The sequence below is a fragment of the Neisseria mucosa genome (genome assembly GCA_003028315.1).
Taxonomy (GTDB): Bacteria; Pseudomonadota; Gammaproteobacteria; order Burkholderiales; family Neisseriaceae; genus Neisseria; species Neisseria mucosa.
This window is the reverse complement of the sequence record CP028150.1, coordinates 1,845,482-1,862,257: the sequence shown is the minus strand read 5'-3', so window position 1 is coordinate 1,862,257 and position 16,776 is coordinate 1,845,482. Positions and strand designations below refer to the sequence as shown.

Below are 16,776 nucleotides of genomic sequence, written 5' to 3'. Positions count from 1 at the left end.
AGCCTGAAAATCGGTTTTCAGACGACCTTTTATATTAATTCAAAAAATATACCGTCATGCCCGCGCAGGCGGGAATCCAGGCCCGCCCGCACAGAAACTTATCGGGTAAAACGGTTTCTTTAACTTTACGTTCTGGATTCCCGCCTGCGCGGGAATGACGGAGTTTGATGACATGCTGGATTTAAAGTTAAGTATGCTTGCTATACGTCCTAGATTTTTGCCTGTTCTATTTTTACATTAACCTTGCCATCCGGTCTGTGTAGGTCTGATTCTTGAATCAGACAGTTTAAGACTTTTGAAATCCTCGTAAAAAAGGTCGTCTGAAAAGTTTCAGACGACCTTTTATAGTAAATTTCAAATAAAAACGTCTTCGTCATCATGCCCGCGCAGGCGGGAATCTAGACCCGCCCGCACAGAAACTTATCGGGTAAAACGGTTTCTTTAACTTTACGTTCTGGATTCCCGCCTGCGCGGGAATGACGATTCAGGTATTTCTATATCAAATCCGCTATATTTTTATATCAACCTTACTATCAAGCCGCGTTGTCGAAGCCGCTGTGGCGCAGCAGTGCGTCTATGCTCGGTTCGCGTCCGCGGAAGGCTTTGAAGGATTCCGCCGCGCTGCGGGAGCCGCCGACGGCGAGGATTTCCTGCCAGAAGCGTTTGCCTGTGGCGGCGACGTCGTCGCTTTCTTCAAAGGCGGCGTAGGCGTCGGCGCTGAGGACTTCGGCCCAGGCGTAGCTGTAATAGCCTGCGGAGTAGCCGCCGGCGAAGATGTGGCTGAAGCTGTTGGCGAAGCGGTTGTATTCGGGCGGTTGGATGACGGCGACTTCTTTGCGCACGCTGTCTAAAACCTGCGGCCAGTTTTTCAGACGGCCTTCGTCGTCTTCGCTGTAAATGGTCATGTCGAAGAGGGCGAACTCCATTTGGCGGACGAGGAACATGCCGCGTTGGAAGTTTTTGGCGGCGAGCATTTTATCGAAGAGTTCTTTCGGCAGGGGCTCGCCGGTTTCTTCGTGGGCGGACATTTGTGCCAAGACGTCGTATTCCCAGACGAAGTTTTCCATAAACTGGCTGGGCAGCTCGACGGCGTCCCACTCGACGCCGTTGATGCCGGATACGCCCAGTTCGTCCACTTGGGTGAGCAGGTGGTGCAGGCCGTGGCCGGTTTCGTGGAAGAGGGTGAGGATTTCGTCATGGCTCAAGCGGGCTTCTTTGCCGCCGACGGGCGGGGTAAAGTTGCAGACGAGGTAGGCGGTGGGCAGTTGCAGCGTGCCGTCGGCGAAGCGGCGGCGGCCTTTGTAGTCGTTCATCCACGCGCCGCCGCGTTTGCCTTCGCGGGCGTAGAGGTCCATATAGACGCCGCCTATGGTTTTGCCGTTTTGCTCCAGCTCGAAGTAGCGCACGTCTTTGTGCCAGACGGGAACGGTTTTTTCGGAGAATTCGATGCCGTAGAGTTTTTTGATTTGGGCGAACAGGCCTGCCAAAACTTTACCGACGGGGAAGTATTTTTTGACTTCGGTTTCGCTGAATGCGTATTTGGCTTCGCGCAGTTTTTCGCTGGCGTAGCTCAAATCCCACGGCTGCGGGTCGGCGAGGTTCAGGCGTTCGCGGGCGAAGGCTTTGACTTCGGCGAGGTCTTTTTCGGCGTACGGTTTGGCGCGGTGGGCGAGGTCGTGCAGGAAGGTGAGGACTTGTTCGGGGGTATCCGCCATTTTCGTTGCCAGCGACAGTTCGGCGTAGTTTTTGAAGCCGAGCAGTTTGGCGGTTTGCAGGGCGTTTTCGAGGGTGCGGTCGATGTTGGCGGTGTTGTCGAATTTGCCGTCGTCTGAAAGTTCGCTGGCGCGGGTAACGTAGGCGCGGTAGATTTGTTTGCGCAGTTCGCGGTTGTCGGCGTATTGGATGACGGCGAGGTAGTGCGGAATCTGCAAACCGATTTTGTAGCCTGTTTTGCCTTCGCTTTGCGCGGCGGCGGCAAACATGGCGAGCGAGTCTTCGGGAATGCCGGCAAGCGGTGCGGCGTCGTCAAAGTAGAGGGCGAAGGCGTCGGTCGCGTCTAAGACGTTTTGCGAGAATTTGGCGGAAAGTTGCGCGCCTTCGGTTTGCAGTTTTGCCAGTTCTGCCTGCTGTTCGGGCGGCAATTCCGCGCCGCTGAGGACGAAATCGCGCAGGTCGTGGTTGAGCTTGGTTTGCTGTGCGGGGGAGAGGGTGGCGAATTCGGGGGAGTTTTTGATGGTTTTGAAGCGGTTGTACAGCTCGATGTCTTGTCCGATTTCGGTGAAGAAGATGGTGATTTCGGGCATCAGTTCGTTATAGACGGCGCGCAGTTCGGGTGTGTCGACCACAGAGTTGAGGTGCGACACGACGCCCCAAATCCTGCCGACGCGTTCGGTAATGTCGGTCAGACGCTCGACGGTGTTTGCCCAGTCGGTGTGCGTTTGGGCTTTGACTTCGGCAATCTGCGCGCGCGCTTCGGCGATGGCGGTTTGCAGGGCGGGTTTGATGTCGGCGGTTTGGATGGTGTCGAAACGGGGTTCTTCGCCCAAATGGAGCAGTACGTTGTCGGTCATGGATGGGATTCCTTTGTGTGGGTGGCGGGTTCGGACGGAGGTCGTCTGAAAAATGGCTGCCGCCTGAGTCAATGGGAAAATGGGGATAATGTGTGTCTGGGTTTTAGGTTTGCCGTTCGGGGTATCCGATTGTGTTTTCAGACGACCTCTTTGCATTCGGGGTCGTCTGAAAACGACGGGGCAAACGATAGGGGAGATATAGTGCCATCGCGTCAGGCTTAAAGCGTCTTTCCCTGTTTTTACGCTATTCTGCGCCGCGCGGGTTGGATTTGAGCGGGGCGGCGAGGTCGAGGCTCATCGGTGTGCCGGCGGGGGCGAACACGGCTTGTGCGATATTGGTTTGCAACGAATCGGCAAACGCGCCGCGATAGATTTTCGCGCCTTGGTGGGTCAGGTTGGATTGTACATCGACATAAACTTCGCCGCCGATTTGCTGCCACAGGCGGCAGAACGTATAGTCTTCGGAAAGGTAGCGTTTGCTTTCGGGATCGACCATGCAGTCGAAGAAGCGGTAGTGCAGCCCTTTGTCTTCGCGTTTGTAGTCACTGTCAGAGATGTAGTTCAGCTCGGGGTAGGCTGCCATCATTTTTTCGAACACGCTGCGTTTGATGACCATGAATCCGGTCGGCGCGTCATCGACTTTCATAAAGCCTTCTTCATCGACGCGCAGGATGATTTCGCCGTTTTCGTTTTTATCGCCTGTGTTGACGGTGTAGGCGGTGTACATCCGCTCGAAATCCGCTTGGGTTGTGCCGGCGGGAACGCCTTTGTCCGGCCAGTTTTCCCGTTTCAGCGGATAAATGCCCGCTACCACGTCTTTATCCGCCAAAAGCAGGCGGTAGAACGCTTCGGCGGAAAAACCGATGTCGGAGTCTATCCAGAAGAGGTGCGTCCATTCTTGGTTTTCCAAGAAGGTCGCCACGCAATTATTGCGCGCGCGGGTAATCAGGCTCTCGCCGCGCTGCATCATCACTTGCAGCGGCCAGCCGTTTTGCGCGCTGGTGTTGACGATGTTGAGCAGCGAAAGGACGTAATTGTGGAAATATTTCCCGTCGTGGCTGGGGGTCATGATGACGGGGTACATTTGCGTAAGGGCGGATTCGGGCAACATAGTATTTTCCTGATTGTTAATAGATTATGGCGTTAAGCTTGAGGGTTTAGCAGGCGGTATTGTACGCGCAAAAACTCATCCAACACCGCCTGCTGGATTTCTAAACGCTTCGCCACGGGCGAGGCATAGCGCACGATGATAAGGTACACCTTGTCGTCATGCGGCACGCGGGTTACGCGCGGCTGGGCGGCAGGGGTGATAAACAGCTTCTCCGCCTGAACGTTTTCCAAATGCCGCTGGATGGCAGGCACATAAGGTTGGCACAAAGGCTCCAATACGGCTTTCAGACGACCTGCAATCACATCCGAATCCAAATGAATCGGCACGGGAATTTCCACCGTATGAATCACATAATCGCCCAAAATATTGTCGCGGCGGACGGAGTGGTTCAAAAGCAGGCTGTTGGGAAACGACAGCGTTTTACCCGAAAGTTGACCGACCAGCGGGTTCGGACCGATCTGCATCATCAGCGTGTTCAAAAGATTAATATCGACCACGCGCCCGCGCAGGCCGTTGACCTCGATATAGTCGCCGACCGAATATTGTTTCGTTACCGAGCGCAAGATGCTGCCCGACAAACACATAATCAGTTCCTTCGTCGCCACCACAATCGCCGCCGCTACGGCAAACATCGACAGCGCCAGCGTCTGAATTTGTGTCGCCCAAATTACCGCCAATCCAAAAATGGTCAAAATCAGCGTCAGATTGCGGCTGAGTACCAAGGAGCGGCGTTTTTCCTCGATACTGTAATGAGGATGGCGGCGCAGATAAAGGTTCAGCAAAATACCCCGCAAAACCAGCAGCGCCACCACCATCAGCATAGATTCCACCACCTCCTCGCGTACCGGCAGAGTATGCAGCCATTGCCGTACTGTGTCCCACATAGTGAAAAATCCTATATTTATCTTGATATTGTTTTCAGACGACCTATACGCACCATCGGCACAAGCTGCCAAGCCGTCTAGGAAATGACATTATAAATGATAACGAATGGGGAGGTCGTCTGAAACATCCGCAAGAGTCATAACATCGAAATGGCGCGTTCAGACGACCTTTAAAGCCTATAATGATATACCGTAACACTATGTTAATAAAGAAGAAATTGTTTACTGAACTGCCAAAAAAGGATAACATAGAGACCGTAACCTAAAGGGTTTGAATTAACCATCGATAACGAGGAATCAAAATGACTTGCAAAATCCACGATCATCACGACCATACCCATGGCGCCGGTTGCGGCCATACCGCCATCAAACATGACGACCACACCGACTATCTGCACGACGGTCATCTGCACCACGAACACAACGGTCATTACGACGAACACAGCTTAAGCGTCAATGAAACCAACCCTGACGGCTGCCATCCCGTCGATACCTGCAACGGTCACGTTCACGGCGAAGGCTGCGGCCACGAAGCCGTACCGCACGGCGATCACACCGACTACATCGTCAACGGTCGCCTGCACCACCAACACGGCGACCACTGCGACGATCACGGTCCGGTTGAGATTGTGAAGTAAGCAGTTTTTAAAGCTTAGGTATAAAAAGGTCGTCTGAAATACATTTAGGTTTTCAGACGACCTTTTTACACTGTGTATGACAAAAAACCTGCCCGAATCGTCGGGCAGGTTTGCTTATGGTTGAACCGAGTCGAATTAGTTTTTGTCCAAGTCGACCAGTTTGTTTTTGGCAATCCAAGGCATCATGGAACGCAGTTGTGCGCCGACTTTCTCGATTTGGTGATCGGCAGTCAGGCGGCGGCGGGCGGTCATGCTGGCGTAGTTGACGGCACCTTCTTGGATGAACATTTTGGCGTATTCGCCGGTTTGGATGCGTTTGAGGGCGTTGCGCATGGCTTCGCGGGATTTGTCGTTAATGACTTCCACGCCGGTAACGTATTCGCCGTACTCCGCGTTGTTGGAAATGGAGTAGTTCATGTTGGCGATGCCGCCTTCGTAAATCAGGTCAACGATGAGCTTCATTTCGTGCAGGCATTCGAAGTATGCCATTTCGGGCGCGTAGCCTGCTTCGGTCAGGGTTTCGAAGCCGGTTTTGATCAGTTCGACCACGCCGCCGCACAATACGGCTTGTTCACCGAAGAGGTCGGTTTCGGTTTCTTCGCGGAAGTTGGTTTCAATCACGCCGCCTTTGGTGCCGCCGTTGGCTGCTGCGTAAGACAGGGCGATGTCGCGGGCTTTACCGCTTTTATCTTGGTAAACGGCGATCAGTGAAGGCACGCCGCCGCCTTTGAGGAATTCACTGCGTACGGTGTGGCCGGGGCCTTTGGGGGCGACCATAATCACATCCAAGTCGGCACGCGGTACGATTTGGTTATAGTGGACGTTGAAGCCGTGCGCGAAAGCAAGTACCGCGCCTTGTTTCAGGTTAGGCTCGATTTCGTTTTTGTATACGACGGGTTGGTTTTCGTCGGGTAGCAGAATCATCACTACGTCTGCTTTTTTGGTGGCATCGGCTACGGACAATACTTCGAAGCCGGCTGCTTCTGCTTTTTTCCAAGAGCTGCCTTGGCGCAGGCCGACTACTACGTTTACGCCTGAATCTTTCAGGTTTGCCGCGTGGGCGTGGCCTTGTGAGCCGTAGCCGATGATGGCGACGGTTTTACCTTTGATCAGGGACAGGTCGGCGTCTTTATCGTAATAAACTTGCATTTGATTTCCTTTGGATAAAATGGGTTCCGGCTTTGTGTTGAGGATGCCGGACGGTTGGATTGAGGGTAAAGGGTTAAACGGAGAGTTCTTCCATCAAAACGATTTCGAGCGCGTCGGTTTTGCCGTCGATGGCTTTAACGAAACCTTGGAAATGTTCGCTGGCGTTGTGCGCGTCGATAGCTGCTTGGGATTTCCAGTTTTCGACGAAGACGAAACGCTCGGGTTTGCCGATTTCCTGATGCAAATCGTAGCTGATGTTGCCTTCTTCCGCGCGGCTGGCTTTGACCAGGCTTTGGAAAAAGGGTTTCAGCGTTTCCGTGTATTCGGGTTTGACGGTAACCAGCGCGACGATTTTAATGTTTGACATCAATCTCTCCTGCCGTTTTTGTTTTCAGACGACCTCCTAGGTCGTCTGAAAAACCGACGGCGTTAAATTTTCAAAATACGCTCGCCACGGCCGATACCGGCTGCGCCTGTGCGTACGGTTTCCAAAATCTGGGCGCGTCCGACGGTTTCGAGGAAGGAGTCGAGTTTGTCGGTCGAACCTGTGATTTCGATGGTGTAGCTGCGGTCGGTTACGTCGATGATGCTGCCACGGTAGATTTCGGTCAGGCGTAAAAATTCGTCGCGGTCTTTGCCGACGGCGCGGACTTTTACCAACATCAATTCGCGTTCGACAAAACGGCTTTCGTTCAAATCGACCACTTTGACCACCTCAATCAATTTATTGAGTTGCTTGGTGATTTGTTCGATGACTTGCTCGTCGCCATGGGTAACGATGGTCATGCGTGAAAGGGTTTTGTCTTCGGTCGGGGCTACTGCCAAGGAGTCGATGTTATAGTCGCGAGCGGAGAAGAGGCCGACCACGCGGCTCATCGCGCCTGATTCGTTTTCCATCAGAACAGATAAGATATGTCGCATTGTCGTTCTCCTTACGCTTTCGGGTTTTCGCGCATATGCGGCGGCAGGACCATTTCGTCCAAACCTTTGCCGTTGCCGACCATGGGCAGCACGTTTTGTTTCTTATCGGTCAAGAAGTCGATAAATACCAGACGGTCTTTTTGTTTGACCGCTTCCAAAAGCGCGCCTTCAACATCGGATTTTTTGTCCACGCGGATGCCGATATGTCCGTATGCTTCCGCCAGTTTGACGAAATCGGGCAGAGAATCGAAATAGGTTTCCGATTCGCGGTTGCCGTAATACAGCTCCTGCCATTGGCGGACCATGCCGAGGTAGCCGTTGTTGAGGGTAACGACGTTTACCGGAATGCGGTATTGGAAGCAGGTGGACAATTCTTGGATGTTCATCTGAATCGAACCTTCGCCGGTAATGCAGAACACGTCTTGATCGGGGGCGGCAAGTTTCGCGCCCATCGCATACGGCAAACCTACACCCATCGTACCCAAGCCGCCGGAATTGAGCCATTGGCGCGGGCGTTCGAACGGATAATATTGCGCCGCGAACATTTGGTGTTGTCCTACGTCCGAAGTGATGATGGCGGAGTTGTTGGTGATTTCGGCAAGTTTCTGCACGACGTATTGCGGCTTGATGATTTCGCTGTCGTTGTCAAACCACAGACAGTCGCGCGAACGCCATTCTTCGATGCTTTTCCACCATTTGTCTAAAGAATCGGACGCAGGAGTCGTATCTTGTTTGCCCCACAAGCCGATCATTTCAGTCAACACGTTTTTCACGTCGCCGACAATCGGAATATCGACTTTGACGCGTTTGGCGATGCTGGACGGGTCAACATCAATATGAATGACTTTTTTGGCTTTTTCAAAGAATTTGGACGGAACGGATACGACACGATCGTCAAAACGCGCGCCCACTGCCAACACGACATCCGCATTTTGCATGGCAAGGTTGGCTTCGTAAGTGCCGTGCATCCCCAGCATGCCTAAGAATTGGCGGTCGCTTGAAGGGTACGCGCCCAGCCCCATCAGTGTGCCGGTACACGGTGCGCCCGTCATGCGGACGAACTTAGTCAGCTCTTCCGAAGCATTGCCCAATACCACGCCGCCGCCGAAATAAACGACCGGACGTTTGGCGGAAGCCAACATTTGGATGGCTTTTTTAATCTGCCCGATATGGCCTTGCACGACAGGTTGGTAAGAGCGGATAAAGATGTCTTCCTGCGGATAGCTGAATTTCGCCATTGCCTGCGTTACATCTTTGGGAATATCGACCACGACCGGGCCGGGTCGGCCGCTGGCGGCGATTTGGAATGCTTTTTTAATGGTCTCGGCAAGCTCGTTGACGTTGGTTACCAAGAAATTGTGTTTGACGCACGGACGGGTAATGCCGACCGTATCCACCTCTTGAAACGCATCCGTACCGATGAGCGAATTGCCGACCTGTCCGCTGATGACCACCATCGGAATCGAATCGCTGTATGCGGTGGCAATGCCGGTCAACGCATTGGTCACGCCCGGTCCGGAAGTCACCAGCGCAACGCCGACTTTGCCGCTGACGCGTGCATACGCATCTGCAGCGTGTACCGCCGCCTGCTCGTGGCGGGTCAGGATGTGCTTGAATTTATTGAGTTGGAAAATAGCGTCGTAGATTTCGATGACTGCGCCGCCCGGATAGCCGAAAACATACTCTACACCTTCGGCTTTGAGACTTTGCACTATGATTTGTGCGCCTGATAATTGCATAATGACCTCTTTTATATGGTTTCAAACCAATAGGGGCAACCCGCCTCGCCACAGCACCTGTAATGCAAGCCCTCCAAGCAGCGGTTTAGGGTACGCGCATTGAAGGAACACGGCGACAGTCAAACTGTCCAATCAATTGGAATGAAACACAGAGTTTATGAATGAAAGAATGCAAACGATAACGCAAACCGCCTGTTCAATCAAGACAAAATCTTTCATCTTTTAACGTTGTTTGAATATTGTGAAGATTGCTTTTTGATTTTTATAGGATAAATATGATTTGGGTTTCTTGGTTTTTGTATCTTTGTCCATAAAATTGTTGACATTTTAAATGTAGGATTGCAAGGTGCCTTCTCAGTTTGATTCATAAGAAAAGGTCGTCTGAAAACTGAACTGCACCCAAAAAGTTGGAGACATACCCTCCAACCACCAAGGTGCAGTTTTTTATGAGTAAATATACATTACACTTCAAATACCAAGCCGTACTCCACTACCTGCACATACGCAGCCAACAGCGTACCACAGACCACTACGGCATCTCCCGAACCCACCTGCGGCGATGGATACGCGCCTATCAGGAAGGCGGTATCGGCGCACTCGAACATCCACAATCCAAAACCATGACCGAACACCGCAAAAACCCCTTCATCGCCGACAAACCCGACCACGAAAACTTGAGACCTTTGCAAAATTCCCCAAAATCCCCTAAATTCCCACCAAGACATTTAGGGGATTTCCATGAGCACCTTCTTCCAGCAAACCACACAAGCCATGATTGCCAAACACATCGACCGCTTCCCACTATTGAAGGTGGATCAGGTGATTGATTGGCACCCGATCGAACAATACCTGAATCGTCAAAGAACCCGTTACCTTAGAGACCACCGAGGGCGTCCCGCCTATCCCCTGTTGTCCATGTTCAAAGCCGTCCTGCTCGGATAATGGCACAGCCTCTCCGATCCCGAACTCGAACACAGCCTCATCACCCGCATCGATTTCAACCTGTTTTGCCGTTTTGACGAACTGAGCATCCCCGATTACAGCACCTTATGCCGCTACCGCAACTGGCTGGCGCAAGACGACACCCTGTCCGAATTGCTGGAACTGATTAACCGACAACTGGCCGAAAAAAACCTAAAAGTAGAGAAAGCATCCGCCGCCGTCATTGACGCCACCATTATTCAGACTGCCGGCAGCAAACAGCGTCAGGCCATAGAAGTCGACAAGGAAGGACAAGTCAGCGGCCAAACCACACCGAGTAAAGACAGCGATGCCCGTTGGACAAAGAAAAACGGTTTATACAGACTCGGTTACAAACAACATACCCGTACCGATGAGGAAGGTTGGTTGGAACATGAAGTTACCCGCCTGACCGTATGCGAATACCTCAAACCATTGCTTGCAGACGGCATCGATACGCTGGTGTTAGGCTGCACGCACTTTCCCTTGCTCAAGCCCTTAATCGGTAGGGAGGCGGGTAATGTCGCGTTGGTTGATTCTGCAATTACGACGGCTGAAGAAACAGTACGCGTCCTTGCGCAGGAGGGATTACTCAATACTGACAACAATAATCCCGACTATCGTTTTTATGTCAGCGATATTCCTTTGAAATTCAGAACGATAGGCGAACGTTTTCTGGGTAGGACGATGGTGCAGATTGAAATGGTGTCTTTGGGTTAGGCAAGGTTTGCTCAAACACCCGCATATCCGGAGTAAGGATGTGCGGGTGTTTTTTGTGAAGGTACGTCAGAAAATGTTTGCAAATTACATTTTAAGTTAATAAAATATAAACTATTATCATTTTTAAAAATTTGATATGAAAAATTCACTTATTGCCCAAGCAGCCGGCATCCTGCCTGTGCTGCTGCTTTCTGCCTGCGCGGGCGGCGGCAGTTTCGATTTGGACAGCGTGGAAACGAAACAGCACAACCCGCAGTCCGAAGCACCGAAATACCAAGACGAACAGACTGAAAAACCGGCAAAACCCGATGAAGCGCAGGCGGCGGAAAACGACCGTCCGGTTTATGGTTTTGCAGCCAAAATACCGCGTCGGAACTGGCACCCGAAAAATAAAGAAGATCATAAGGCATTATCAGAAGCGGATTGGGAGAAATTAGGTGCGGGTGAGCCGGGTGAGTTTCCCCAAAAGAATGAGATTTTTGCGATGGATAAGGGTACGCTGAACGAATCCATCACAACGGGCGACGGCAAAAGCCGTGTGGAAGGATACACGGATTTCCAATATGTCCGCTCGGGCTATATCTACCGCAACGGTGCCAATAAAATCGATTTCAAAAACAATATCGCCCTTTCCGGCGCGGACGGCTACCTTTTCTACAAAGGCAGCAATCCTTCCCAAGCTCTGCCGATGGGCAAGTCGATTTACAAAGGCACTTGGGATTATGTAACCGATGCCAAGGAAAAACAGAAGTTTTCCCAGTTGGGTAATTCGCAAGCGGGCGATAGGTACGGGGCTTTGTCTGCCGAGGAAGCGGATGTGTTGCGCAATAAAAGCGAGGCACCGGAAGGTCAGACCGATTTTGGGCTGACCAGCGAGTTTGAGGTGGACTTCGCCGCCAAGACCATGACCGGCGCGCTCTACCGCAATAACCGGATTACCCATAACGAAACCGAAAATAAAGCCAAACAAATTAAACGTTACGACATTCAGGCTAACCTGCACGGTAACCGTTTCAAAGGTAAGGCGTTGGCTGCAGATAAAGATACTGGGAACGGTCATCCCTTCGTTTCTGATTCTGATAGTCTGGAAGGTGGTTTCTACGGGCCTCAGGGCGATGAGTTGGGCGGCAAGTTTTTGGCAAACGATAAGAAAGTGCTTGCCGTATTCAGCGCGAAACAGAAAGACGGTGCAGAAAAACCATTGGCTGAAACCTTTATGGACGCTTACCGTATCGGTGCGGATTTTGTGAAAAAACAGATAGACAGCTTCGGCAACGTGGCCAAACTGCTGATTGACGGCGTAGAGCTTGCGCTTGTGCCGTCCGAAGGCACTCAGACGGCATTCCAGCATGTATTTGAGAAAGACGGTGTGAAGGTGTCGGTATGCTGCTCCAATTTGGATTACCTGCATTTCGGGGTGTTGGAACACGGCGGTTCGCACGATATGTTCCTGCAGGGCAGCCGTACGCCGGTTTCCGATATGCCTGTAACGGCGGGAGAGGCGGTATATCGCGGTACATGGTCGGGTACTATTGTTAATGGTACGAGCTGGAGTGCTGAACCTTCCAATAAGGAAGGCGGTAACCGGGCGGAGTTTAAAGTTAATTTTGCCGAGAAAACCCTCAACGGTATGCTGACGGCGAAAGACCGCATTGCCCCCGTATTCACCATCACTGCCACGATTCAGGGCAACGGTTTTTCAGGTGTGGCGAAAACCGGTGAAAACGGCTTTGCATTAGATCCGAAAAATACCATCGATCCGAAACGGACGAATATCCGTGCAGATGTGTCCGGTGGCTTCTACGGCAAAAACGCCATTGAGATGGGCGGATCGTTCTCCGGAAATACATTGGAGGGAGAACGCGGCAAGGCGGCAGTGGTATTCGGTACGAAACGCCAACAGCTTGTCCGGTAAACTGGGCTGCCGGTTGACAGAGGAAAGTTCTTCAGACGGCATATCGGCTTTAAATGCCGCCTGAAGGCAGTAAGTAGAGAAATGATATGAAACAGCAACATTTGTTCCGATTAAATATTTTGTGCCTGTCGCTGATGACTGCGCTGCCTGCTTATGCGGATGTTTTACCGGCCGGACAAGTGTGGGAAAAGCAGCTCGATACCGTGCAGGTCAATGCGAAAAAACAGAAAACCCGCCGTGATAACGAAGTAACCGGGCTGGGCAAGCTGGTCAAATCTTCCGAGACGCTAAGTAAAGAACAGGTTTTGAATATCCGAGACCTGACCCGTTACGATCCGGGTATTGCCGTGGTCGAACAGGGTCGGGGCGCAAGTTCCGGCTATTCAATACGCGGCATGGATAAAAACCGCGTTTCCTTAACGGTAGACGGCGTTTCGCAAATACAGTCCTACACCGCGCAGGCGGCATTGGGTGGGACGAGGACGGCGGGCAGCAGCGGCGCAATCAATGAAATTGAGTATGAAAACGTTAAGGCCGTTGAAATCAGCAAGGGTTCGAATTCATCAGAATACGGAAACGGCGCATTGGCAGGTTCGGTCGCATTTCAAACCAAAACCGCAGCCGACATTATCGGAGAGGGAAAACAGTGGGGCATTCAGAGTAAAACTGCCTATTCTGGAAAAGACCATACCCTGACACAGTCCCTTGCGCTTGCAGGACGCAGCGGCGGCGCGGAAGCCCTCCTTATTTATACTAAACGGCGGGGGCAGGAAATCCATGCGCATAAAGATGCTGGTAAAGGTGTGCAGAGTTTCAACCGGCTGATGCCGGTCGAGGATACCCATCCGTACGCAAATTTCATTGTCGAAGAGGAATGTTCCAATGGATATGCGGCCTGTAAAGACAATGCGAAAAAAGATGCTTTGGCCAAAGATGAGCGCAAAACCGTCAGCACGCAGGATTATACCGGCCCCAGCCGCTTCCTTGCGGACCCGCTTGAGTATGGCAGCCAATCATGGCTGTTCCGACCGGGTTGGCATTTGGACAACCGCCATTATGTCGGAGCCGTTCTTGAACGTACGCAGCAGACCTTTGATACACGGGATATGACTGTTCCTGCCTATTTTACCGAGGCCGATCTGAATGAAAGTGTCCGGAGAAACGGTACGCCGAGCGGCTTTGGCAAATATTCGGGCAATAATAAGGCCGAAAGGCTGTTTGTTCAGGGAGAGGGCGGTACATTGCAGGGTATCGGTTACGGTACCGGCGTGTTTTATGATGAACGCCATACTAAAAACCGGTACGGGGTCGAATATGTTTACCATAATGCTGACAAGGATACCTGGGCCGATTACGCCCGACTTTCTTATGACCGGCAAGGTATAGATTTGGACAACCGTTTGCAGCAGACGCATTGCTCTCACGACGGTTCGGATAAAAATTGCCGTCCCGACGGCAATAAACCGTATTCCTTCTATAAATCCGACCGGATGATTTATGAAGAAAGCCGAAACCTGTTCCAAGCAGTATTTAAAAAGGCATTTAATACGGCCAAAATCCGTCACAATTTGAGTATCAATCTAGGGTACGACCGCTTTAAGTCGCAATTGTCCCACAGCGATTATTATCTTCAAAACGCAGTTCAGGCATATGGATCAAAAATCCCGGAAGGGGCGCAGTCACCCAACGGAAGCCAAGGCAAACCGTATTGGGTGTCTATTGGCAAGACCACGGTCAATACATCGCCGATATGCCGTTTCGGCAATAACACCTATACAGACTGCACACCGAGGAATATCGGCGGCAACGGTTATTATGCAGCCGTTCAAGACAATGTTCGTTTGGGCAGGTGGGCGGATGTCGGAGCAGGCATACGTTACGATTACCGCAGTACGCATTCGGAAGATAAGAGTGTCTCTACCGGCACTCACCGCAACCTTTCTTGGAACGCAGGCGTAGTCCTCAAGCCTTTCACCTGGATGGATTTGACTTATCGCGCTTCTACGGGCTTCCGTCTACCGTCGTTTGCCGAAATGTACGGCTGGAGAGCCGGGGAGTCTTTGAAAACGTTGGATCTGAAACCGGAAAAATCCTTTAATAGAGAGACAGGTATTGTATTTAAAGGGGACTTCGGCAATTTGGAAGCCAGCTATTTCAACAATGCTTATCGCGACCTGATTGCATTCGGTTATGAAACCCGAACTCAAAACGGGCAAACTTCGGCTTCTGGCGACCCCGGATACCGAAATGCTCAAAATGCACGGATAGCCGGTATCAATATTTTGGGTAAAATCGATTGGCACGGTGTATGGGGCGGGTTGCCGGACGGGTTGTATTCCACGCTTGCCTATAACCGTATCAAGGTCAAAGATGCCGATATACGCGCCGACAGGACGTTTGTAACTTCATATCTCTTTGATGCCGTCCAACCTTCACGATATGTATTGGGTTTGGGTTACGACCATCCTGACGGAATATGGGGTATCAATACGATGTTTACTTATTCCAAGGCAAAATCTGTTGACGAACTGCTAGGCAGCCAGGCGCTGTTGAACGGTAATGCCAATGCTAAAAAAGCAGCATCACGGCGGACGCGGCCTTGGCATGTTACGGATGTTTCCGGATATTACAATATCAAGAAACACCTGACCCTGCGCGCAGGCGTGTATAACCTCTTCAACTACCGGTATACCACTTGGGAGTCTGTAAGGCAGACTGCCGAAGGAGCGGTCAATAGGCACAATAATGTCGGCAGGTATAACCGCTACGCCGCACCGGGACGAAATTACACCCTGACTTTGGAGATGAAGTTTTAACCAAAGCAACCGTGCATCAAGGCAATAGGTGAACGGCACGGATATTGCGGTAAAATTAGAAACGCCGTCTGAAGAATTTCAGACGGCGTTTTTCAATATTCCGGATTAATTGGAGCCTACTTTGATTTTTTGCCACAAGTTGACAGACAGTTTTTTCGCATCTGCGCTCATTTGAGGCATCACGAAACCGTCTTTCATGTCTTGCTCGTTCGGGAAAATAGAGCGAGTGTTCACCAGCTCGGTAGGCATTTTTTCGCGTGCCGGTTTGCTGGCCGGCGCGAAGGTTACGGCGATACCGTTTTTCGCAGCCACTTCGGGATCAAGCGTATAGTTGATGTATTTGTGGGCATTGGCAATGTTTTTCGCATCGGCGGGAATCAGCCAAGATTCAATCCAGAAGCCCATACCCTTCGGCGTCAAAACTTCAATGCCGACGTTGTTTTTCACTTCTTCGGAACGGGCTTTCGCCAAGTTCAAGTCGCCGCCGTTACCCGCTGCGAGACAGATGTCGCCGCGCGCCAGTTCGTCAATGATAGACGGGCTGAAACGTTTTACATCAGGACGGATGGCTTTCAGCACTTCCGCCGCCGCTTTCAAATCGTCAGGATTTGTGCCTTTGGGGTCTTTACCCAAATAATTCAGTAAAATCGGGAACATCTCGCTCGGCGTATCCCACAAAGCGATACCGCATGATTTCAGCTTGTTGGTATATTCAGGTTTGAACAGCAAATCCCAACCGTTTTCAGGCAGCTTGCCGCCCAAAAGTTCTTTGCCCTTTGCTGTAATTGCCAAAGTGTTGACGCCGGAGAAATAAGGAACGGCATACTGGTTGCCCGGATCGGCAGTTTCCAGCATTTTCAACAATTCGGGATCGATATTTTTGTAATTGGGAATCAGGTCCTTATTGATTTTTTGATAGGCACCCGCTTCGATTTGGCGGGGCAGGAAGGCAATACCGGGAACGACCAAATCATAGCCGGATTTACCGGTCAGCATTTTGGCTTCGAGTGTTTCGTTGTTTTCGTAAAGGTCGTAGGTCAGCTTCAGATTGTTGGCTTTTTTGAAGTCTTCAACGGTGCTTTCGTCAACGTAGTTCGACCAGTTGTAGATGTTCAAAGTATCGGTGGCGGCTGCTTCGGCATTGGCAGCAGGCGCGCTGCCTGCTTGAGGTTGCTCGGTTTTTTTCTCGCCACCGCCGCAAGCGGCCAGCGACAATGCCGCCAATACGGCTAATACGGATTTTTTCATACGGGCAGATTCCTGATGAAAGATTGTTAACGGAAAATGAACACTCTGCACCCCATCAATACCCCGGCGCAAAGCGGGGCTATTGTAATGGAAGTAGGTGAGAAC

Annotated in this window: 11 protein-coding genes and 2 pseudogenes; 5 read left to right on the top strand and 8 right to left on the bottom strand. The window is 51.4% G+C overall.

Annotation, left to right across the window (positions count from 1 at the left end; translation table 11 throughout):
• Positions 1–533 precede the first annotated feature (533 nt).
• The 3 genes from NM96_09295 to NM96_09285 all read right to left on the bottom strand — a co-directional run bounded on the left by NM96_09295 (position 534) and on the right by NM96_09285 (position 4,565).
• The gene (locus tag NM96_09295) at positions 534–2,570 is read right to left on the bottom strand and encodes an oligopeptidase A (GenBank protein ID AVR79503.1); all 2,037 of its coding nucleotides are present in this window, start codon (positions 2,568–2,570) and stop codon (positions 534–536) included.
• 244 nt (positions 2,571–2,814) lie between these two features.
• Positions 2,815–3,681 carry a hypothetical protein gene (locus NM96_09290; protein ID AVR79502.1) on the bottom strand — a complete coding sequence of 289 codons (867 nt, stop codon included), beginning with the start codon at positions 3,679–3,681 and terminating at the stop codon, positions 2,815–2,817.
• Between the two features lie 32 nt (positions 3,682–3,713).
• Positions 3,714–4,565, bottom strand: a complete 852-nt coding sequence (locus NM96_09285) for a mechanosensitive ion channel family protein (protein ID AVR79501.1) — start codon at positions 4,563–4,565, stop codon at positions 3,714–3,716.
• A 302-nt stretch (positions 4,566–4,867) separates the two neighbouring features.
• Between NM96_09285 and NM96_09280 the strand changes: the two genes are divergently transcribed.
• A complete protein-coding gene (locus tag NM96_09280; protein ID AVR79500.1) occupies positions 4,868–5,203 on the top strand; it encodes a hypothetical protein in 336 nt (111 codons plus the stop codon).
• 135 nt (positions 5,204–5,338) lie between these two features.
• On the opposite strand, the gene NM96_09275 is transcribed toward NM96_09280, so the two are convergent.
• From NM96_09275 to ilvB, 4 genes are all read right to left on the bottom strand, one after another.
• Positions 5,339–6,352: a ketol-acid reductoisomerase gene (locus NM96_09275; GenBank protein ID AVR79499.1), complete on the bottom strand. Its 1,014-nt coding sequence runs from the start codon at positions 6,350–6,352 to the stop codon at positions 5,339–5,341.
• Positions 6,353–6,425: 73 nt separating this feature from the next.
• Complete coding sequence (locus NM96_09270; GenBank protein ID AVR79498.1) at positions 6,426–6,719, bottom strand: antibiotic biosynthesis monooxygenase; 294 nt, start codon at positions 6,717–6,719, stop codon at positions 6,426–6,428.
• A gap of 62 nt (positions 6,720–6,781) precedes the next feature.
• Positions 6,782–7,273 (bottom strand): acetolactate synthase small subunit, encoded by a 492-nt coding sequence (locus NM96_09265; GenBank protein AVR79497.1) that lies wholly within the window; start codon positions 7,271–7,273, stop codon positions 6,782–6,784.
• 11 nt (positions 7,274–7,284) lie between these two features.
• On the bottom strand, positions 7,285–9,012 hold the full coding sequence (gene ilvB / locus NM96_09260) for an acetolactate synthase, large subunit, biosynthetic type (protein ID AVR79496.1): 1,728 nt from the start codon (positions 9,010–9,012) through the stop codon (positions 7,285–7,287).
• Between the two features lie 446 nt (positions 9,013–9,458).
• On the opposite strand from ilvB, the pseudogene NM96_09255 reads away from it, so the two are divergent.
• From NM96_09255 to NM96_09240, 4 genes and pseudogenes are all read left to right on the top strand, one after another.
• Positions 9,459–9,683 (top strand): annotated as a pseudogene (locus NM96_09255) (helix-turn-helix domain-containing protein).
• Between the two features lie 67 nt (positions 9,684–9,750).
• Positions 9,751–10,692: pseudogene (locus tag NM96_09250) on the top strand (IS5 family transposase).
• Between the two features lie 136 nt (positions 10,693–10,828).
• The gene (locus NM96_09245; protein ID AVR79495.1) at positions 10,829–12,607 is read left to right on the top strand and encodes a transferrin-binding protein-like solute binding protein; all 1,779 of its coding nucleotides are present in this window, start codon (positions 10,829–10,831) and stop codon (positions 12,605–12,607) included.
• Between the two features lie 86 nt (positions 12,608–12,693).
• On the top strand, positions 12,694–15,423 hold the full coding sequence (locus NM96_09240; protein ID AVR79494.1) for a lactoferrin/transferrin family TonB-dependent receptor: 2,730 nt from the start codon (positions 12,694–12,696) through the stop codon (positions 15,421–15,423).
• Positions 15,424–15,528: 105 nt separating this feature from the next.
• Here NM96_09240 and NM96_09235 read toward each other — a convergent pair whose 3' ends face one another.
• A complete protein-coding gene (locus tag NM96_09235) occupies positions 15,529–16,671 on the bottom strand; it encodes a polyamine ABC transporter substrate-binding protein (GenBank protein ID AVR79493.1) in 1,143 nt (380 codons plus the stop codon).
• Between the last annotated feature and the right edge of the window lie 105 nt (positions 16,672–16,776).